We start from the raw sequence: 20500 nt of genomic DNA, 5'->3' as shown, positions 1-20500 counted from the left end.
CTCTGACCTGGGGAACACGGGAACACCACCATGCGCAAGCCGACCAACCGAGCCCTGGCGTCACTGCTGGGTCTCGCCACCCTGGGGACCCTCGCCGTCGCCACCGCCTCGCCCGCCCAGGCCGCCGTGGGCGACTGCCCGCAGGGGTACTTCTGCGCCTGGACGCAGGAGGGCGCCAAGGGGGCGATGTTCAAGACGAAGACGGACATGAACACGACGGGCTCGGCGGGCACCGCGTTCCTCTCGTACATCAACCGGACCTCCGTCGTCGCCTGCCTGTACAACAGCCCGGGCTACAAGGCGTACGACGGGTACCGGTCCGAGAAGCCGTCCAGCAACGGGTCCTGGACCAGCTGGAGCCCGACCACGATCGCCTCGGTCAAGTTCGTCAGGACCGAGCGCGAGTGCTCGCAGGCCGCCTACCCCGAGTGGCGGTCGGTGCTGTCCCCCAAGGCAGCCGGGTTCGGTGACCTGAACGGGGACCGCAGGGCCGACGCCCTCGTACGGGACCTGGTGGGGCGGCTGTGGTTCCTGCCCGGCGACGGGACGGGCCGGATGGCCGGCTCCGGCGGCTGGAACGCCATGGACGCCTTCGCCCGGCACGGGGACTTCACCGGTGACGGCCGCGAGGATCTGATCGCTCGCGAGAAGGCCACCGGCACGCTGTGGCTGTACCCCGGGACCGGGACGGGCGCGCTCGGCAGCCGGAAGCAGATCGGTTCGGGCGGCTGGAACGGCATGAGCCGGATCGTCGGCGCCGGCGACCTCACCCGCGACGGCCGCGCCGACCTGCTCGCCGTCGAGAAGGCCACCGGCAAGCTGTGGTTGCACCCCGGCACGGGGACGGGCGCGCTCGGCGCGCGCAAGCTCGTCGGCTCGGGGTGGAACTCCATGAACGCCCTCGTCGGCGCCGGTGACACCAACGGCGACGGCCGGCCCGACCTGGTCGCCCGCGAGGCGTCCACGGGCAAGCTCTGGTTCTACCCTGGGACCGGGTCCGGCGGCTTCGGCGCCCGGAAGCTCATCGGCTCCGGCGGCTGGAACGCGATGGACACGTTCCTCGCAGTCGGCGACACGACCGGCGACGGCCGCCCCGACCTCTCGACCGTCACCAACGAGGGCTACGCCATCAACGGCTCCAAGGGGCACCCGGGGTGGCTCGTCGGCTACCGCGGTCTCGGCACCGGCGCGTACGCGGCCGGGCAGCTGACGGACGGCGAGTGGTGGGAGCTGAACGGCGTCTTCTGATCCGCGGCCGGGGCTACTCCCCCGCCCACGGCACCTCCGGTGAGCGGTAGTAGGTGACGCCCATCGCGTCGAAACGCGGGGCCTGTTCCGCGAGCCGGCCCCGGTAGTCGTCCCAGTCGTGGGTCGACGCCGGGGACCAGCCGAGCTCCGCGAGGCCCGGCAGGCGCGGGAAGGTCATGACGTCGAGGTCGGCGGTGGTGGCCAGGGTCTCCGTCCACAGCGGGGCCTCGACGCCGAGGACCGCCGACTCCGGGGCCCCCGGGAGGTACGTCGACGGGTTCCAGTCGTACGACCTGCGGACCTCGACCGTCCCGGCCCACGCCAGGCCGAGTTCCGTCTCCGGCGTGTACTTCATGTCGAGGTAGGAGCGGTCCGCCGGGGAGAGGATCAGCCCCGCGCCCCGCCGGGCCGCCGCCGCCACCCGCTCCTTCTCCGCCGCCGACGTGCGGTCGTGGCCCCAGTACTGGATCACCGCGCCCTCCGCCGGCGTCGCGCCGGTGAGCTGGTGCCAGCCGACGACGGTCTTGCCGTGCTTGGCGACGAGCGGCTGGACGCGGCCCATGAAGGTCGCGTAGTCCTCGTGGCTCGTCTTGTGGGCCTCGTCGCCGCCGATGTGGAGGTAGCGGCCGGGGGTGAGCGCCGCGATCTCGCGGATCACGTCGTCCGCGAAGTCGTACGTGACCTCCTTCGGCGCGCAGAGGGAGCTGAGGCCCACCTTGACGCCCGTGTAGAGGGGAGGGGCCACGCCGTCGCAGTTGAGCTCGGCGTACGAGGCGAGGGCCGCGAAGGTGTGGCCCGGCATGTCGATCTCGGGGATCACCTCCAGGTGGCGGGAGGCCGCGTACCGGACGATCTCCTTGTACTGCGCCTTCGTGTAGAAGCCGCCGGGGCCGCCGCCCACCTCCGTCGACCCGCCGTACTCGGCGAGCCTCGGCCAGGAGTCGACGGCGATCCGCCAGCCCTGGTCGTCGGTGAGGTGCAGGTGCAGGGTGTTGATCTTGTAGAGCGCCAGCTGGTCGACGAAGCGTTTCACCTCCTCGACCGTGAAGAAGTGGCGGGCGACGTCGAGCATCGCGCCCCGGTAGGCGAAGCGCGGGGTGTCGGTGAGGGTGCCGCCCGCGACCTTCCAGGGGCCGCCCTGGAGGGTCCGGCGCTCGACGGCCGCCGGGAGCTGCTGGCGGAGGGTCTGGACGCCGTGGAAGAGGCCGGCGGGTTCGCGGGCCGTGACGGTCAGGCCGTCCGGGGCGGAGTCCAGGCGGTAGCCCTCGGCGCCGAGTGCGGTCTCCTCGGGCGCGAGGAGGAGGCGGATGTCGCCGTCGGCCGCGTCCTCCTCGTCGACCACGGGGAGCGGGAAGCCGGTGGACGGGCGGAGCAGCCCGGCGAGGTAGCGGCCGACGGCCCTCGTCTCGCGGGAGGCCGGGTCGACGCCGATCCGGGTCGCGGCGGTGAGGGTGTACGGGTCCCCGTGCGGGGTGACGGACGCCGGTACGGGCACGATGCGGCCCAGGGGGCGTACCCCCGCTTCCGCCGTGCCGTCGCGTCTGTCGTCGGCGGCGGCCTCCCCGTACCCGGCGCCCGCCGCGGCGGTGACGAGGAGGAGCGAGCCGATCAGGCGGGGGAGGGTGCGGCGCTGGATCACGGGCGGGGCCTCTTTCACGTCGGTCCTCTGTTGTCTATATCCGGTGCACGCCACTCCGTACCTTTTCCGTTACTCCTCGTCAAGGTCTGGACCAATGAGCGGGTATTCGGCGTCGATCTTGCTCCCCCTGCCCGAATTCGGGCAGGATTCTTGCGTAAAACGGGAGCGACCCCTCAATATTCATGGGTGCTCGATCGCCGCCCGTCGCATGACGACCTCGTCGACCACCTGGTCCGCAGCACCGCGCTCCAACGCGGTGAGGCCGCCCGGGTGGTGTTCGACGTGCTGGCGTACTTCGACGAGTCGACCGAGGAGTTCGTCCGCCGCCGCCACCGCGAACTGCAGGCCGGCGGGTCCGTGAACGCCGAGATCTTCGAACGGATCGCGGCCGAACTCCCCCATCGCGCCGTGGCGCCGCCGGAGCTCTCGCTCCGCCAGCTGCGTCGCATCGTCTACGGCTGACGGTCCCGACCGACCGATCAGCAAGCAGCACCACCGTCTACCCGGAGGGGTTTCACCTTTTATGTGCGGAATTGTCGGTTACATCGGTAAGCGCGACGTCGCCCCCCTGCTCCTGGAGGGCCTCGCCCGCCTGGAGTACCGCGGCTACGACTCGGCCGGCATGGTCGTGACCAGCCCGAAGGCCGGCGGCCTGAAGATGGTCAAGGCCAAGGGCCGCGTCCGCGACCTCGAGGCCAAGGTCCCGAAGCGCTTCACCGGCACCACCGGCATCGCCCACACCCGCTGGGCCACCCACGGCGCGCCGAGCGACATCAACTCGCACCCGCACATGGACCCCGAGAACAAGGTCGCGGTCGTCCACAACGGCATCGTCGACAACGCCCAGGAGCTCCGCGCCAAGCTGGAGGCCGACGGCGTCGTCTTCGCCTCCGAGACGGACACCGAGGTCATCACCCACCTCATCGCGCGCTCCCAGGCCGCCACCCTCGAGGAGAAGGTCCGCGAGGCGCTCAAGGTCATCGAGGGCACCTACGGCATCGCCGTCATGCACGCGGACTTCAACGACCGCATCGTCGTCGCCCGCAACGGCTCGCCGGTCATCCTCGGCATCGGCGAGAAGGAGATGCTCGTCGCCTCGGACGTCGCCGCGCTGATCGCCCACACCCGCCAGGTCGTCACCCTCGACGACGGCGAGATGGCCACCCTCAAGGCCGACGACTTCCGCACCTACACGACCTCGGGCGCCTCCACCACGGCCACCCCCGAGACCGTCGAGTGGGAGGCCGCCTCCTACGACATGGGCGGCCACGACACGTTCATGCACAAGGAGATCTCCGAGCAGCCCGACGCGGTCGACCGCGTGCTGCGCGGCCGCATCGACGACCGCTTCTCCACCGTGCACCTGGGCGGCCTGAACCTCGACCCGCGCGAGGCCCGCACCATCCGCCGCATCAAGATCCTCGGCTGCGGCACCTCGTACCACGCCGGCCTCATCGGCGCCGGGCTCATCGAGTCCATGGCCCGCATCCCCGCCGACGCCGAGCCGGCCTCGGAGTTCCGCTACCGCAACCCGGTCGTGGACCCCGACACCCTCTACATCGCCGTCTCCCAGTCCGGTGAGACGTACGACGTGCTCGCCGCCGTCCAGGAGCTGAAGCGGAAGGGCGCCCGCGTCCTCGGCGTCGTCAACGTCGTCGGCTCGGCCATCGCCCGCGAGGCCGACGGCGGCGTGTACGTCCACGCCGGACCCGAGGTCTGCGTCGTCTCCACCAAGTGCTTCACCAACACCGTCACGGCCTTCGCGCTGCTCGCCCTGCACCTGGGCCGCATCCGCGACCTGTCCGTCACCGACGGCAAGCGGATCATCGAGGGCCTGCGCAAGCTGCCCGCGCAGATCCAGGAGATCCTCGAGTCCGAGGACGAGATCAAGAAGATCGCCGCGGAGTACGCCGGCGCCCAGTCGATGATGTTCATCGGCCGCGTCCGCGGCTACCCGGTCGCCCTGGAGGCCTCCCTCAAGCTGAAGGAGATCTCCTACATCCACGCCGAGGCGTACCCGGCCTCCGAGCTGAAGCACGGCCCGCTCGCCCTCATCGAGCCGGCGCTGCCGACGGTCGCGATCGTCCCCGACGACGACCTGCTGGAGAAGAACCGCGCCGCCCTGGAGGAGATCAAGGCCCGCTCCGGCCGCATCCTCGCGGTCGCGCACCAGCCGCAGGCCAAGGCCGACCACACCATCGTCGTGCCGAAGAACGAGGACGAGCTCGACCCCATCCTCATGGGCATCCCGCTCCAGCTCCTCGCGTACCACACGGCGCTCGCCATGGGCCGCGACATCGACAAGCCGCGCAACCTGGCCAAGTCCGTCACGGTCGAGTAGTCGCGAAGGCGCCGGAGCCTGTCACTCCGGCGCCGCCGTCGGGGCCTGTCCCCCCGACACCGCACCCGCCGGGCCTGTCCCCCGGCGGTTCGACCGGACACCCGAAGGGGCCCTCCCGCACACCCAGGTGCGGGAGGGCCCCTTCCCCTCTTTTCAGGGCTCGGCTTCGCCGGCCCCGCGGATCACCCCGCGGCCGGAGCGCTCGCCGCGCGCCGTACGGACGTCGGCCAGCCCGCGACCGCCGCCGTGGCCCCGTACCAGGCGACCAGGCCCGCCACGGCCGCCACCCAGCCGCCCGCCTCCGCGAGGCTGCCGGTGTCGGAGAGGGCGCCGATGCCGATCAGCAGCAGCGCGACGAACAGCAGGCCGTACACGCCCTGCCCGAACAGGCCGCTGCCCCCGGCGGCCAGCGTCAGCGTGAGCGCCAGGAGCGCCCACAGGAGCATGAAGACGCCCACGGCGTCCGCCGAGGCCCCGCCGCCGACGGCCGTGCCCCAGGTGAACCAGAAGGCGCCGAGCGCGGCGAATGCCGTGCCCTCGCCCTTGTCTCCCGCGCGCAGGGCGAGGAGGCCGACGAGGAAGAGCGCCACCCCGCCGACCCAGGTGGCGAGGCCCGCGGCATCCGCTGCCGCGACGTTGTCGACGAGACCCGTCCCGCCCAACCCGAAGGCCAGCAGGGTCAGTCCGAGTGCGAGGTTTCCGAGAGTGGAGGTGCTGTTTCCCGCGGCGACTTCGTTGTCCACGGCGGGCTCCCTTCAGGGGTGTGATCGTGTGACCTTTATCTACCCTTCACAAGCGCACAATTCACCTGAGGACGGCTGAATTTATGGCCGACGGGCGCCAGTTGACACCGAAGGGAGAGCGGGAGCCGCCGGGGAGACGGCTACGGGATCACGATCACGGGCCGCTGCGCGCGGCGCGCGAGGCGCCCGGCGACCGAGCCGAAGATCCGGCCGACGATCCCGTGCGTGGAGCCGACCACGATCGCGTCGGCCGAGTACTCCCGTCCGACCTCCTCCAGCTCGTGGCAGATGTCCCCACCGCGCTCGACGAGGATCCACGGCACCTCGGAGAGGTGGTCGGCGCAGGCCAGCTCGAGGCCGAGGACCTCGGTGCGGTGATCCGGCACGTCGACGAAGACCGGCGGCTCGCAGCCCGCCCACACCGTGGTGGGCAGCCGGTTGGCCACGTGCACGATGATCAGGCCGGAGCCGGAGCGGCGGGCCATGCCGATGGCGTACGCGAGGGCTCGCTCACTGGACGTGGAGCCGTCGAAGCCGACCACCACCCCGTGCCGGAAGGCCGGGTCGCAGGCGTGGCGTGGCTGTTCTACCGCGAGGGGGTCGACCGTGGAGTCGGCGACGCGCTTGCGGTCCGCGGGTTCGGAGAATTCGTGACCGGCCATCGATGTCTCGGCGAAGGGAGTCCTCGTGGGAAGGGGCGGGGACAGAGGGGGGAGAGAAGGACGGAAAGGGAGGGTGGCGCGAAGGGGTGGTACGAGGGGCGGAACCACGGGTCGCGGCAGGAGCCGTGTCCGGGAATCATCTTCCCCATCCCATACCCCCAAGGGTACGGCGACACTCCTCTCCTGCCCAGAGCCCGCCGTGTCACGCCCCGGCGTGCACGCCGCTCGCGCGCGGCGTCCCAGGGAGCATGCACGAGGGGTTCGGGATCTGGCAATGCCGCTCGTGCGCCGGGGCCCCCGAGGGGGCCGGGGCGAGGGGGCCAAACGGACGTCGCCCACAGTGACCGGAACGTTCCACTCCTCGTTGCCACAGGTCCAGCCCACCGTCGCAGGGAGCCCGCCCGTGCACGCACCATCGACGCCCGCCGCCGACCGGCCCTCCACCGCCCCCGTCCCGACTCCCCGCCCCTCCGGCCCTTCCCGGACCCTTCGCTCCGGCCGCTCCGGCCGCGGCCCCCGCTCCGGCGCGCTCCCCGAACCGACGACCGGCACCGCGGAGGGCACGGGCGGCGACCCGGCCGGCGACGTCGTCCGCTGGTCGGCGTTCTGCTGCGTGCTCGTCCCCGTGGTGCTCCTCGCCTACGGCACCTCGCTCGGCGGGGCCGCGGGCACCGCGTTCGGGCTCGTGTCGGTGACGGCGGCCTGCCGCGTCCTGCTCCGCCGCTCGGAGCGCGGACTGCACGCCGAATCCGGACGAACGAGGCGCCGGAACTGATCGCCGGGGCCTCCCCACGCCCCCCGGGAACCCTTCGAGTTGACAGGCTCGTACACCCGCACCCATATGTTTTCAGCCAACTTCTTTTTGTCGGCGCGTCCTTGGCGAAACGGTTGGCCAACCCCCCTGCCCACCCACCCCGAACCCCTGTGCCGAAGCCCCTGACCCTACGTCCACGGGATGTTCGCGCCACGACGCCTTCCTCCCGCGCTCTCCGGGTGAAAGGCTTCGCCAACGATCGCTTCACGCCAAGTGGCCTTGTCGACAATCCACCGGATGGAGAACTTGTCACGGCGGCGCCACGGGACACAGTAGATTCGATCATGGGTACCGAAGACTGGGGTTTCGTGCAAAACCGAGGGGAAACGTGCAGGTGCGACACGACCAGGGAGACGCGAACACCGAGGGGGGCTTAGCGTCATGAGCCAGGACTCCGCCGTAGTACCGGAGGTCGCGCGAAAGCTGTCCGGGCGCCGACGTCGCGAAGTCGTCGCGGTGCTGCTGTTCAGCGGCGGCCCCATCTTCGAGAGCTCCATCCCGCTCTCCGTTTTCGGCATCGACCGGCAGGACGCCGGCGTGCCGCGTTACCGGCTGCTCGTCTGCGCCGGCGAGGACGGCCCGCTGCGGACCACCGGCGGCCTCGAACTCACCGCGCCGTACGGCCTGGAGGCGATCAGCAGGGCGGGCACCGTCGTCGTGCCCGCCTGGCGGTCGATCACCTCGCCGCCGCCGCCGGAAGCGCTCGAAGCGCTCCGCCGGGCACACGAGGAGGGCGCGCGGATCGTCGGTCTGTGCACCGGCGCCTTCGTCCTCGCCGCCGCCGGCCTGCTCGACGGCCGCCCGGCGACCACCCACTGGATGTACGCGCCGACGCTCGCCAAGCGCTACCCCTCGGTCCACGTGGACCCGCGGGAGCTCTTCGTCGACGACGGCGACGTCCTCACCTCCGCCGGGACCGCGGCCGGAATCGACCTGTGTCTGCACATCGTGCGGACCGACCACGGCACCGAGGCCGCGGGCGCGCTGGCGCGCCGGCTGGTCGTCCCGCCGCGGCGCAGCGGCGGTCAGGAGCGCTACCTCGACAGGTCTTTACCGGAGGAGATCGGCGCCGACCCGCTGGCCGAGGTCGTCGCCTGGGCGCTGGAGCACCTCCACGAGCAGTTCGACGTGGAGACCCTGGCCGCGCGCGCGTACATGTCACGGCGGACCTTCGACCGCCGGTTCCGCTCGCTGACGGGCTCCGCCCCGCTCCAGTGGCTGATCACGCAGCGGGTGCTCCAGGCGCAGCGGCTGCTCGAGACCTCCGACTACTCGGTCGACGAGGTCGCGGGCAGGTGCGGCTTCCGGTCCCCCGTGGCGCTGCGCGGCCACTTCCGGCGGCAGCTCGGCTCCTCGCCGGCGGCCTACCGTGCCGCGTACCGCGCCCGTCGCCCGCAGGGCGAGGGGAGTACGGCGGTGCTCGACCCGGTCGTGCCCGTCCAGGTCTCGGCAGGCGTCAGGCGGCCGTCCGCCGCGCTGGAGCCGGGGAAACCGCACGCTGACGTCTTCGTTCCCGGCCGCCCCTCCCTGCCGGGCCAGCGCAGCGCGCAGTAAGTCACCACCGACCCGCGGGGCCACAAGCCGCGCAACGCAGGAACGACGGGCGTCCGGGGACACCTCCCCGGGCGCCCGTCGGCCGTTTCCCCCACGGGGTCGAGGAAGTCGAGAACCCCTAAGGTGGACGCATGAACGATCGCATGGTGTGGATCGACTGCGAGATGACCGGGCTCTCGCTGACGGACGACGCACTCATCGAGGTGGCCGCACTGGTCACCGACTCGGAACTGAACGTGCTCGGCGACGGGGTGGACATCGTGATCCGCCCGCCGGACGCGGCCCTGGAGACCATGCCGGAGATCGTGCGCCAGATGCACACGAGCTCGGGCCTGCTCGACGCCCTCGCCGACGGCACGACGCTCGCCGACGCGGAGGCCCAGGTCCTCGCGTACATCCGCGAGCACGTGAAGGAGCCGGGCAAGGCGCCGCTCTGCGGGAACTCGGTCTCCACGGACCGCGGCTTCCTCGCGCGGGACATGCCCGCCCTGGAGAGCCACCTGCACTACCGGATCGTCGATGTGTCCTCGGTCAAGGAGCTGGCCCGCCGCTGGTACCCGAGGGCGTACTTCAACAGTCCGGAGAAGAACGGCAACCACCGCGCGCTCGCGGACATCCGCGAGTCCATCGCGGAGCTGCGGTACTACCGCGAGGCCGTCTTCGTCCCGCAGCCGGGACCGGACTCGGAGACCGCCAAGCGGATCGCCGCGCGCCACGTCCTGCCCGCCGAATAGAGCCTTCCGGAGGGGGTCGCTCGCCCCCGGCGCGAATGCGGGCGCGAGCACCCCCCGAGACCCTGTAGACTTCTTCTCGGCCGGTCAGGGAAACCTTCGGGAAAACCGCCGGTCATGGTGGGTATAGCTCAGCTGGTAGAGCACCTGGTTGTGGTCCAGGATGTCGCGGGTTCGAGTCCCGTTACTCACCCTGATGGACTCAGGCCCCGGTTCGGAAGAACCGGGGCCTGAGTCGTTCTCATGTGCCGGATGCCCCCTACCGGTCGCCCATGTGACGGAGCGCACACCGGAATCGCCCTGGGCCGGTGAGGTGAGTCCGGGGTGTCGCGGCGACCCGGCCGGAACGGACGTGGCTACGGTCCGAGGCCATGGGCTGGCGACGGGGTGGGCGGTGCGGACGGGGCCGCTGTGCGACGGCCGTGCCCTCAAACGCCGGGCGGGCTGGATTTCCGCCCGCAGGGCGGGAAATCCAGCCCCGCCGGCGCTTGAGGCGCGGGGGTCCGGGGGCAGCGCCCCCGGTTTCGGGAAGGGGCGGGGTGGGGTACGGCCCCGCGCAGCGGCCCTCCGCGCCCCGCCGGGTCCCGCCCCTCGTCCTCCTGCTCACGGCCATCGCCCTCGTCGCGGGCTGCGCCACCGACCCGCCCGAGCCCCGTCCGTACACACCGCGCGCCCCCGCCGACGCGGCCGCCCGTCGCACCACCCTCACCGTCGGCGTCTTCGGCACCTTCGGCATGCAGGAGGCCGGCCTGTACGACGCGTACATGCGGCTGCACCCGGACATCGCGATCCGGCAGACGTCCCTCACCCGGAACGACGTCTACTACCCGCAGCTGCTCACCCACCTGACCGCCGGCTCGGGCCTCGCGGACGTGCAGGCGGTGGAGGTGGGGAACATCGCGGAGGTCCTGGAGACCCAGGGCGACCGGCTGGTCGAGCTGGGGTCCGCGCCGGGCGTCGACCCGTCCGCCTTCCTCCCCTGGAAGTGGGCGCAGGGCACGGCGGCGGACGGCCGGACGCTCGCGTTGGGCACGGACATCGGGCCGCAGGCGGTCTGCTACCGCAGGGACCTCTTCGCGCGGGCGGGGCTGCCGACGGACCGGGACGAGGTGGGCCGTCTGTGGGCGGGCGACTGGCGGAAGTACCTGGCGGCGGGTCTGTCCTACCGTCGGCGGCTGCCGTCGGGACCGGCGTTCACGGACTCGGCCTCCGGGGTGCTCTCGGCGGTCACGGGCAGCGCGGCGCTGCGCTACTACGACGAGCGGGGCCGGCTGATCGTGGCGGAGAACCCGGCGGTACGGGAGGCCTGGGACCTCGCGGCGACGTTCGCCCGGCAGGGGCTGACGGCCAGGCTCCAGCAGTTCACGCCCGGCTGGGACCAGGCCTTCGCGAACGGCGCGTTCGCCACGGTGGCCTGTCCCGCCTGGATGCTCGGCTACATCCGGGACAAGGCGGGCCCGGCCGGGCGGGGCCTGTGGGACGTGGCGGCGGCGCCGAGGCCGGGCAGCTGGGGAGGCTCGTTCCTGGTGGTCCCCTCGGCGGGCCGCCACCGCCAGGAGGCAGCGGCCCTCGCGGCCTGGCTGACCGCCCCCGCCCAGCAGGCGGTGCTCTTCGCGCGCCGCGGCAGCTTCCCGAGCGCGGTGGCCTCGTACACCCTCCCGACGGTGGCGGACGCCCGCAGCCCGTACTTCGCCGACGCCCCGGTGGGCCGCGTCTTCGCCTCGGCTGCCCGGGGCGTGCCCCGGGCCCCCGTCGGCCCGAAGGACGCCCTCGTCTCGCAGACCCTCTCCGACGTCGGCATGCTCCAGGTCGACCAGACGGGCCGCTCCCCCGAGTCGGCCTGGAACGAGTCGATGCGGGCGATCGACAACGCGCTGGACCGATGAGGACGGGGGCGAGCAGGAGAAGATGACGGAGACGCGCGTGAACCGCCCGGCGCCGCGGGAACCGGCGGAGCCATCGGCCCGGCCCCGGGTCGGACGGGCCGTACGGGTCCGTCCCACCCCCATCGGTTCCCCCTGGGCTCCCTACGCGCTCCTCGCGCCCTTCTTCCTCCTCTTCGCCGCCTTCGGCGTCTTCCCCCTGCTCGCCACCGGCTGGGACTCCTTCCACCGGGTCGAACTCACCGCGCCCGCCGACCGCGAGTGGGTCGGGCTGCACAACTACGCGCGGCTGCTCGACGACGGCTTCTTCTGGAACGCGCTGTCCAACACCGTCGTCATCGGGGTCCTCTCGACCGTCCCGCAGCTCCTCCTCGCCCTCGGGGTCGCGCACCTCCTCGACGTACGGATCCGGGGGCGCGGCTTCTTCCGGGTCGTGGCGCTCGCGCCGTACGCCACCTCCGTGGCCGCCGCGACGCTCGTGTTCGCGCTGTTCTACGGGCGGGACCACGGGATGGCCAACTGGGCGCTCGGGCTCCTCGGCGTCGGGCCCGTCGACTGGCAGAACGGGGCGTGGGCCTCGAAGTTCGCCGTGTCCTCGATCGTCGTCTGGCGCTGGACCGGGTACAACGCGCTGATCTACCTCGCGGCGATGCAGACCGTCCCCCGCGAGCTGTACGAGGCCGCCGCGCTCGACGGGGCCTCGCGGTGGCGGCAGTTCGTGCACGTCACGCTGCCGGGGGTGCGGCCGGCGATCGCGTTCACGCTGCTCGTGTCGACCATCGGCGCCGTGCAGCTCTTCGGCGAGCCGCTGCTCTTCGGCAGCGGCGCCGGTGCGACGGGCGGTGCGGACCACCAGTACCAGACCCTGGGGCTCTACCTGTACGAGCAGGGCTGGGTGAACCTCCACCTCGGCCGCGCCGCCGCCCTCGCCTGGGTCATGCTCCTCGGCCTCGCCGTCGCCTTCGCCTGCGTCCGGGGCGTGCGCCGGGCGCGCGGGGCGCTCTGATGCGGGCCTCCCGGCCCCGCCGGGGCACGGACCGGCCCCGCCGGGGCACGCGCCGGCCCCGTTGGGGCACGTACCTCCTGCTCGTGCTGTTCACCGCCGTGTCGCTGTTCCCGCTGCTCTGGACCGCGATCGCCGCCTCCCGTACGAGCACCCGCCTCGCCGCCACCCCGCCGCCCTTCCGCTTCGGCCGGAACCTGCCCCGGAACCTGGGGATCGCCTGGACCGACGCCCGGCTCGGCGACGCCCTCGCCAACACCGCCGTGGTGGCGGGCGCCGTCGCCGTCGGCACCGTGCTCTTCTCGACGCTCGCCGGTTTCGCCTTCGCCAAGCTGCGGTTCCGGCTGCGCGGGCCGCTGCTCCTGCTCGTCGGCGCGACCCTCCTCGTACCGCCTCAACTCGGCGTCGTCCCGCTGTACCTGCTGATCGCCCGGCTGCGGTGGACGGACGAGCTCCAGGCGGTGGTCCTGCCCGCGCTGGTCTCGGCCTTCGGGGTGTTCTTCATGCGGCAGCACCTGGACCGCGCCCTGCCGACGGAGGTGCTCGAAGCGGCCCGGGTGGACGGCGCGGGGACGGCGCGGACGGTGTGGCACCTGGTCTTCCCCGCCGCGCGCCCGGCGATGGCGGTGCTCGGGATGCTGTCGTTCGTCGCCGCCTGGAACGACTTCTTCTGGCCGGTCCTCGCGCTGTCGCAGACGGGCAGTCCGACCGTGCAGGTGGCGCTCACGGGACTGGGCCGCGGCACCGTGCCCGACCAGTCGGTGGTGATGGCGGGCGCGCTCCTCGGGACCCTGCCGCTGCTGCTCGTGCTCGCCCTGTTCGGGCGGCACATCGTGGGCGGGGTGATGCGCGGCGCGGTGAAGGGCTGAGAGGCGGAGCCGAGTTCACTCGCACGAGGGACGTTCACTCGAACGGATGCACCTCACTCGTTCGGGCGAGGCGAAGATCCGCTTGATCCTGCCCCCTGTTAACTTCCCCTTATGTCCGAGATTCTCACTTTTCCTCCCCACATGGGCGAGGTGACGGCCGATGGGAGTCCTGCGTGACCATCCCGAACTCGCCCTGTTCCTCTGCCTTGCCGCCGGCTATCTCGTGGGCAAGCTGCGGATCGGCCCCATCACCCTCGGCGGCATCTGCGGCACCCTGATCGTCTCGCTGCTGCTCGGCGCCTGGGCGAAGGTCACCGTCTCCGACGACGTGAAGACGATCTTCTTCGCGCTCTTCATCTTCTCCCTCGGCTACATGGCGGGCCCGCAGTTCTTCGCCAACCTCAACCGGAAGAGCCTGCGCTTCTTCACCCTCTGCATCATCGAGGTCGTCTGCGTCGTCGGCATCGCCCTCGGTCTCGCGGAGGCCTTCGACCTCGACGTCGGCACCGCCGCCGGCATCCTCGCCGGCGCCGCCACCGAGTCGGCGGTCGTCGGTACGGCCACCGAGGCCATCGGCAACCTCACGACCCTGACGCAGGAGCAGATCACCCAGTACCAGGGCCACGTGGCCACCGCGTACACGGTCTGCTACCTCTTCGGCCTCGTCACGATCGTCATCTACACCAGCCAGATCATGCCGATGATGCTGCGGATCAACCTCCGCGACGCCTCGCGCGAGCTCTGGGAGAGGATGCGGGGCGGCGGCAGCAGCCTGGAGTCGGACGAGCGCGAAGCCCTCCCGGGCATGGTCGGCCGGACGTACCTCGTCACGCTCGCGGACGGCGCCAAGGTCGGCGAGCTGGAGCGGCGCCTGGGCGGCCGGGTCACGGTCGAGGCGGTGAAGCGGGGCAGCGAGATCCTCACCCCGCCCCCGCCGGACTTCGAACTGACCCTCTCGGACCTGGTCCTGACCGTCGGGCGACGGGCCAACATCATCGAGGCGGGGCGGGTCATCGGCCCCGAGACCCCGGCGGTCCCCGGACTCGACACCCCGCTCGCCACCACGGCGATCTCGCTCACGGACAAGTCGGCCGTCGGCAAGTCCCTCGACGACCTGGCGAGGGAGCACCCGGAGTTCACCTCCGGCGGGGTCTACGTGACGGACGTGCTGCGCAACGAGCAGCACCTGCCGGCCACCCCCGAGACCGTCGTCCACCGCGGCGACGTGCTCACCCTGGTCGGCGCCCGCTCGGGCCTCGGCAAACTGGCGGGGAAGATCGGCGCGGTCGTGAAGAACGACGCGACCGACTTCATCTACCTCGGACTCGGCATCGTCGCGGGCTCGCTCCTCGGACAGGTCGTCGTGACCTTCGGCGACGTCCCGATGTCCCTGGGCACCGGCGGCGGCTGCCTCATCTCGGGCCTGCTCTTCGGCTGGTTCCGCTCGCGGACCCAGACCTTCGGAGCCTTCCCGCCCCAGGCCGCGACGACGCTCAAGGACATGGGCCTGGCGATCTTCATCGCGTGCACGGGCCTGGTCTCCGGCCCGCAGGCCGGTCCGCTCCTCAAGGAGTACGGCGCGCTGCTCCCGTTCGCCGGCATCGCCATGGTCCTGGTCCCGGCGACCATCTCCCTGATCGTCGGACGCAAGCTGCTGAAGATCGAGAAACCGATCCTCATCGGCGCCATCGCGGGCCAGCAGTGCTCGACCCCCGCGATCACCTCGGTCACCCAGGTGGCCCAGAGCTCGGTCCCGATGCTCGGCTACACGATCACGTACACACTCTCGAACTTCCTGCTCCCCCTGACCGGGCCACTGCTCGTCGGCATCCTCGGAGCGTGAGAGGACCCATGACCTCATGATCGACTTCCTCAACAGGAACATCTTCCAGCCCCATCCGGAGCTGTTGGTGTTCATCACGGTGGCGCTGGGCTTCCTCTTCGGGAAGCTCCGCTACAAGGCCATCGCGCTCGGCGCCGTCACCGGCTGCCTCGTCGCCGGGCTTCTGCTCGGCGCGCAGTTCAAGGTCACCATCGACGGCACCGTGAAGAGCCTGTTCTTCACGATGTTCCTCTTCGCCCTCGGCTACAAGGTCGGCCCCCAGTTCTTCCGCGGCCTGAAGAAGGACGGCCTGCCGCAGGTCGTCAACGCGATCGTGGTCTGCGTGACCGGTCTGCTCGTCTGCTGGGGCTTCGCCTCGATGCTCGGGTACGGCCCCGGCCTCTCGGCCGGGCTCCTCGGCGGCGCGCTCACCCAGTCCGCCGTCATCGGTGTCGCGCAGGACGCCATCGCCAACCTGCCCGGCTACACCTCGGACCAGCTGAAGAACGAGGAGAACCTCGTCGCGATCGGCTACGCGGTCACCTACCCGCTCGGCACGATCCTCTGCGCGATCCTCCTCGCCAACATCCTCCCCAAGATCTACAAGCGCGACCTGGCCGCCGAGTCCGCGCAGATCGCCAAGGAGATGGACTCCCCCAGCGACAACCCGGACCTCGCCGAGGGCTACTACGAGGTCGTGCTCCGCGCGTACCGGATCGAGCGCCCGGACCTCGTCGGCCGCACCATCGACGACTTCGAGAACCAGCAGCAGGCCCTCGGCCACCGCATCTACATCACCCGGGTGCGGCGCGACGGGGAGGTCCTCGACCACGACCAGCAGACCGTGCTCCGGCAGGACGACATCGTGGCCGTCAGCGCCCTGCGCGGCTCGCTCGTCGACTTCGACGCCCGCACGCACGTCGGCGCGGAGACGGACGACGTCGAGCTCCTCGGCTACCAGACCGAGTCGCTGCACGTCGTCGCCTCGAACAAGGAGCAGCTCGGCAAGACGGTCGCCGAGCTGCGCCGCGAGCCGTTCATGGTCGGCGTGTACATCGACAAGATCTACCGCTCGGGCGCGGAGTTCCCGTACCGGCTGGGCACGAAGCTGGAGCGCGGCGACACGGTGGTCCTGACCGGTCCGAAGCGGCTGGTGGACCCGGCGGGCAAGGCCATCGGCAAGCCGGTCCCGACGTCCTTCGCCACCGACATGCTCTGGGTGGGTCTCGGCATCTTCCTCGGCGGCTGCATCGGCATCCCGGCCCTGACCGTCTCGGGCGTCCCGATCTCGCTGTCCACCTCCGGCGGCGCGCTGATCATGGGTCTGGTCTTCGGCTGGATCCGCGGCAAGTACCCCACGTACGGCAACGTGCCGCCCGGCGCCCAGTGGTTCATGGACACCTTCGGTCTCTGCGCCTTCGTCGCGGTCGTCGGCATCAACGCCGGTCCGAGCTTCACCAGCGGCCTGTCCGAGGCGGGCTGGGGCCTCCTCCTGTGGGGCGCGGTGGCGACGCTGATCCCGCTGCTCGTGGGCTTCCTCGTCGGCCACTACATCCAGAAGATCCGCTTCCCGATCCTCATGGGCGTCCTGGCGGGCGGCCAGACGACGACGGCGGCGATCGGCGCCATCAACGAGCAGTCCAAGTCCCAGGTCCCGGTGCTCGGCTACACGATCCCCTACGCGGTGGGCAACGTCCTGCTGACCATCTGGGGCGCCGTGATCGTCATCCTCAACCACTGACACCCCCACCTCCGCGAACACGCTCCGCGCACATCCCCGCGAACCAAAGGACGCACCGTGCCCAAGACCTCGTTCTCCCGCGAGGAGATCCAGTCCTTCGCCCAGCTCTCGCCGTTCGAGCTGAAGGACAAGTTCATCCAGATCGCGCAGGCCGCCCAGGCCGACAAGCCCGGTCAGAAGGACAAGTCGCAGACGCAGATGCTCAACGCGGGCCGCGGCAACCCGAACTGGGTCGCGACCGGCCCCCGCGAGGCCTTCTACGCCCTCGGCTACTTCTCGCTCGCGGAGTCCCGCCGGGTGTGGACCGCCGACAACCTCGGCGGCATGCCGGAGGCCGCCGGCTCCGGAGCCCGCTTCGACACCTTCGTCCGCCAGCACCCGGACCTGCCCGGCATCGACCTCCTGAAGGACTGCGTCGAGTACGCCGTCGAGCGCTTCGGCTTCGACAAGGACGCGTTCGTCCACGAGCTGACCGACAGCACGATCGGCGACAACTACCCGGTGCCGGACCGGATCCTGACCCACACCGAGCAGATCGTCCGCGGCTACGTCGCCGACGAGATGTTCGACAAGCGCCCGCCGGCCGGGAACGTCTCGTACTTCGCGACCGAGGGCGGCACCGCCGCCATGTGCTACATCTTCGACTCGCTCATGAAGAACGGGATCCTGAAGAAGGGCGACAAGATCGCCCTCATGGTCCCGGTGTTCACCCCGTACATCGAGATCCCCGAGCTCGACACGTACGAGTTCGACGTCGTCACCGTCAACGCCAGCATGATGGCCGAGACCGGCGTCCGCGAATGGCGCTACCCGACCGAGGAGGTCGAGAAGCTCGCCGACCCGTCGGTGAAGCTGGTCTGCGTGGTGAACCCCTCGAACCCGCCCTCCCTGGCGATGAGCGAGCGGGTCACGAACCAGATCAAGGACATCGTCGCGACGAGGAACCCGAACCTGCTGATCGTCACCGACGACGTCTACGGCACCTTCGTCGAGGGCTTCCGCTCGCTGGCCGCCGACCTGCCGCACAACACGCTGCTCGTGTACTCGTACTCGAAGCACTACGGCTGCACCGGCCACCGCCTCGGCGTCATCGGCCTCCACGACGACAACGTCATCGACACGATGATCGCGAACCTGCCCCAGTCGGAGAAGGACCGCCTGAACAAGCGGTACGGGTCCCTCACCCTGGAGCCCGAGAAGATCCGCTTCATCGACCGCCTCGTCGCCGACTCCCGGCAGGTGGCCCTCAACCACACCGCGGGCCTGTCACTGCCGCAGCAGGTGCAGATGTCGCTGTTCTCGCTCTTCGACATGCTGGAGGAGGGCCAGGCGTACAAGCGCAAGATCCGCGCGATCGTCCGCCAGCGCCTCGACCTGCTCCTCGAAGGCGCGCAGATGAAGATCGCCGACGACGACAAGCGGGCCGGCTACTACATCGAGCTCGACCTGCTCGCCGAGGCCGAGCGCGTCCACGGCAAGGACTTCGCCGCCTTCCTGGAGAAGAACTACGAGCCCGTCGACCCGCTGTTCCGCCTCGCCGAGCAGACCAGCGTCGTCCTGCTCAACGGCGGCGGCTTCGACGGCCCCGAGTGGTCCGTCCGCGTCTCCCTCGCCAACCTCGACGACCTCGACTACCTGAAGATCGGCCACCACCTGCGGGCGATCTTCAACGACTACGCGGAGGAGTGGAAGGCCTCGCGCGCCTGACGGCGAGCGGGACGGGACACAGGGGCGCGCCCCGGCCGGTGGTGGGGTTCACCGGTCGGGGCGCGCGTCTGTGGGGGGGGGCTCTTCGGTGGGGGCGCCGGGGCTACTTGTAGGCGGCGAACGCCTTCGTGAAGGCCAGCGGCTGCTGGAGGATCGAGGAGCAGGTGGCGTCCGCGTAGTTCACGGCACCGGCGGCGCACTGCTTGTCGCGGGTCGAGGACCACATGGCGAGCCAGCCGATCCCCTTGGACTTCGCGAAGTCGACCAGCTGGGTGGCGTCCTCGACCCGGAAGACCTCACTGGTCACGTCGTTCACGCCGATCATGGGGGTGACGGCGACGGCCTTCCACGCGGCGGCGTCGGAGAGCCCGAGGACGCCCTTGATCTGCGCCTGGGTCGCGGTGGCGGCCTGGATCGCGTACGTCCCCATGTCCGCGCTGTACGCCGGCCCGTAGTCCATCGCCATGATGTTGACGGCGTCGACGCGGACCCCGTTCTTCTTCGCGTCGGAGAGCAGGGCCACGCCCGGCTGGGTCAGGCCTTCGGGCATGACGGGCAGCGTGAAGGAGACGTCCAGGCCGGGGTGGGACTTCTGGAGCTGGGCGATCGCCTGCGAGCGGCGGGTGTTGGCGGCCGTGTCGGGCAGGGCCGCGCCCTCCACGTCGAAGTCGACCTTGGTCAGCTTGTACTGGTCGATGACCTTGCCGTACGCGGAGGCGAGCGCCGAGGCGGAGGAGCAGTTCAGGGCCAGCTCGTGCCCGGCGGCGCCGCCGAAGGAGACCCGGACGTCCCCGCCCTTGGCGCGCAGGGCGCCGATCTGGGAGGCGACCCGGTCGCTCACGAGGTCGGTGACGCCGCCCCAGAGCGGGGCGCAGGAGCCGCCGGAGGTGATGAAGGCGAGGGTGAAGTCCTTGACGCCGGTGGCGTCGGCGGTCGCGAGGAGGTCGTACGTCGGGTAGAGCGAGGTGTCGACGTAGGGCGCGAACTTGGCGGCGGCGACCGGGGCGGGGGCGGTCGAGGTGGGGGTGGGAACGGGGGTGGCCGTGGTGGGGGCCGTGGTCGGCGTGGGCTTCGCGGTGGCGGTGGCGGTGGCCGTCGCGGTGGCGGTCGGTGTGGGCTTCACCGTGGCCGTGGCGGAGGGGGCCGCCGTCGTGGAGGGGGTCGCCGTCGCCGTCGGCTGCTCCGTCGGGCGGCCGCTCGGGGTGGGCGCCGGGCCCCCCGCCGAGCAGGCGGCCTTGTTGATGAGGCAGTCGGCCGGGTCCCCGGCCGCGCCCGACGCCGAGGTCACGAAGCCGACGGTGACCGACTGGCCGGGCGCGAGCTGCCGGTTCCAGCTCGCGGGCTTCACGGTGACGTGCCGGCCGGAGACGGTGTGCTCGCCGTTCCAGAGGGAGCCGAGGGTCGTCCCGGTGGGGAGGTCGAACTCCAGGGTCCAGTCCGTCTGGGTGGTGGAGCCCGCGTTGGTGACGACGTACTGGCCGGTGTAGCCGCCGGTCCAGGCGCTGGTCCTGGTGTACGCGGCGCCGACGCCGGCCGCCTGGGCCGTACCGGCGAGAGCGAAGGCGGCACCGCCGACGACGGCCGCCGCGACGACCCCTCCGATGACCTTGGTCCGGGTTTTCGCCGTGCGCCGGTGCGAACTGGTGCCCATCGCGGTGCCTGCCTCTGTGGGGGGGTCGGGAACGGCAGCACGCTAGCGAGCGGAGAAGGGACAAAAGGCGCGTCGGGGGCGGGGGTGGGGAT

At 71.4% G+C, this 20500-nt stretch carries 16 protein-coding genes and 1 tRNA gene; 13 read left to right on the top strand and 4 right to left on the bottom strand.

The window, feature by feature from the left end:
- Positions 1 to 30 precede the first annotated feature (30 nt).
- Positions 31 to 1248, top strand: coding sequence for an FG-GAP-like repeat-containing protein (locus tag AB0G79_RS06515; RefSeq protein ID WP_360801068.1), 1218 nt, complete (start codon positions 31 to 33; stop codon positions 1246 to 1248).
- A 13-nt stretch (positions 1249 to 1261) separates the two neighbouring features.
- Here AB0G79_RS06515 and AB0G79_RS06510 read toward each other — a convergent pair whose 3' ends face one another.
- On the bottom strand, positions 1262 to 2887 hold the full coding sequence (locus AB0G79_RS06510) for a beta-N-acetylhexosaminidase (protein WP_360801065.1): 1626 nt from the start codon (positions 2885 to 2887) through the stop codon (positions 1262 to 1264).
- Between the two features lie 186 nt (positions 2888 to 3073).
- Between AB0G79_RS06510 and AB0G79_RS06505 the strand changes: the two genes are divergently transcribed.
- Entirely contained in the window at positions 3074 to 3349 is a 276-nt protein-coding gene (locus AB0G79_RS06505; RefSeq protein WP_360801062.1) for a hypothetical protein, read from the top strand.
- Between the two features lie 61 nt (positions 3350 to 3410).
- Positions 3411 to 5228, top strand: coding sequence for a glutamine--fructose-6-phosphate transaminase (isomerizing) (gene glmS, locus AB0G79_RS06500; RefSeq protein ID WP_360801059.1), 1818 nt, complete (start codon positions 3411 to 3413; stop codon positions 5226 to 5228).
- 182 nt (positions 5229 to 5410) lie between these two features.
- Here glmS and AB0G79_RS06495 read toward each other — a convergent pair whose 3' ends face one another.
- Positions 5411 to 5971: a GPR1/FUN34/YaaH family transporter gene (locus tag AB0G79_RS06495; protein WP_360801056.1), complete on the bottom strand. Its 561-nt coding sequence runs from the start codon at positions 5969 to 5971 to the stop codon at positions 5411 to 5413.
- 140 nt (positions 5972 to 6111) lie between these two features.
- The gene (locus AB0G79_RS06490) at positions 6112 to 6633 is read right to left on the bottom strand and encodes a universal stress protein (protein WP_360801053.1); all 522 of its coding nucleotides are present in this window, start codon (positions 6631 to 6633) and stop codon (positions 6112 to 6114) included.
- Between the two features lie 403 nt (positions 6634 to 7036).
- Between AB0G79_RS06490 and AB0G79_RS06485 the strand changes: the two genes are divergently transcribed.
- The 10 genes from AB0G79_RS06485 to AB0G79_RS06440 all read left to right on the top strand — a co-directional run bounded on the left by AB0G79_RS06485 (position 7037) and on the right by AB0G79_RS06440 (position 18757).
- Entirely contained in the window at positions 7037 to 7408 is a 372-nt protein-coding gene (locus AB0G79_RS06485) for a hypothetical protein (RefSeq protein WP_360801050.1), read from the top strand.
- Between the two features lie 420 nt (positions 7409 to 7828).
- On the top strand, positions 7829 to 9001 hold the full coding sequence (locus AB0G79_RS06480) for a helix-turn-helix domain-containing protein (RefSeq protein WP_360801047.1): 1173 nt from the start codon (positions 7829 to 7831) through the stop codon (positions 8999 to 9001).
- Positions 9002 to 9132: 131 nt separating this feature from the next.
- Positions 9133 to 9735: an oligoribonuclease gene (gene orn / locus AB0G79_RS06475; protein ID WP_360801044.1), complete on the top strand. Its 603-nt coding sequence runs from the start codon at positions 9133 to 9135 to the stop codon at positions 9733 to 9735.
- 117 nt (positions 9736 to 9852) lie between these two features.
- Positions 9853 to 9925: transfer RNA gene (locus tag AB0G79_RS06470), tRNA-His, on the top strand.
- A gap of 346 nt (positions 9926 to 10271) precedes the next feature.
- The gene (locus AB0G79_RS06465) at positions 10272 to 11618 is read left to right on the top strand and encodes an extracellular solute-binding protein (protein ID WP_360801041.1); all 1347 of its coding nucleotides are present in this window, start codon (positions 10272 to 10274) and stop codon (positions 11616 to 11618) included.
- A gap of 22 nt (positions 11619 to 11640) precedes the next feature.
- Positions 11641 to 12621, top strand: a complete 981-nt coding sequence (locus tag AB0G79_RS06460) for a sugar ABC transporter permease (RefSeq protein WP_360801038.1) — start codon at positions 11641 to 11643, stop codon at positions 12619 to 12621.
- Positions 12621 to 13487 (top strand): carbohydrate ABC transporter permease, encoded by an 867-nt coding sequence (locus AB0G79_RS06455; protein WP_360801035.1) that lies wholly within the window; start codon positions 12621 to 12623, stop codon positions 13485 to 13487. Before AB0G79_RS06460 ends, AB0G79_RS06455 begins: the two co-directional genes overlap by 1 nt.
- A 160-nt stretch (positions 13488 to 13647) precedes the next feature.
- Positions 13648 to 15330 carry an aspartate-alanine antiporter gene (aspT, locus tag AB0G79_RS06450; protein ID WP_360801032.1) on the top strand — a complete coding sequence of 561 codons (1683 nt, stop codon included), beginning with the start codon at positions 13648 to 13650 and terminating at the stop codon, positions 15328 to 15330.
- A gap of 16 nt (positions 15331 to 15346) precedes the next feature.
- Positions 15347 to 17050: an aspartate-alanine antiporter gene (gene aspT, locus AB0G79_RS06445; protein ID WP_360801029.1), complete on the top strand. Its 1704-nt coding sequence runs from the start codon at positions 15347 to 15349 to the stop codon at positions 17048 to 17050.
- Positions 17051 to 17107: 57 nt separating this feature from the next.
- Positions 17108 to 18757, top strand: a complete 1650-nt coding sequence (locus AB0G79_RS06440; RefSeq protein WP_360801026.1) for a bifunctional aspartate transaminase/aspartate 4-decarboxylase — start codon at positions 17108 to 17110, stop codon at positions 18755 to 18757.
- Between the two features lie 103 nt (positions 18758 to 18860).
- Here AB0G79_RS06440 and AB0G79_RS06435 read toward each other — a convergent pair whose 3' ends face one another.
- A complete protein-coding gene (locus AB0G79_RS06435; RefSeq protein ID WP_360801023.1) occupies positions 18861 to 20408 on the bottom strand; it encodes a cellulose binding domain-containing protein in 1548 nt (515 codons plus the stop codon).
- Positions 20409 to 20500: the final 92 nt, after the last annotated feature.

Origin of the sequence: Streptomyces sp. NPDC020807 (genome assembly GCF_040641575.1) — a bacterium.
GTDB lineage: Bacteria > Actinomycetota > Actinomycetes > Streptomycetales > Streptomycetaceae > Streptomyces.
Note: the sequence above shows the minus strand (reverse complement) of the source record. Positions and strands in the feature narration are given on the sequence as shown.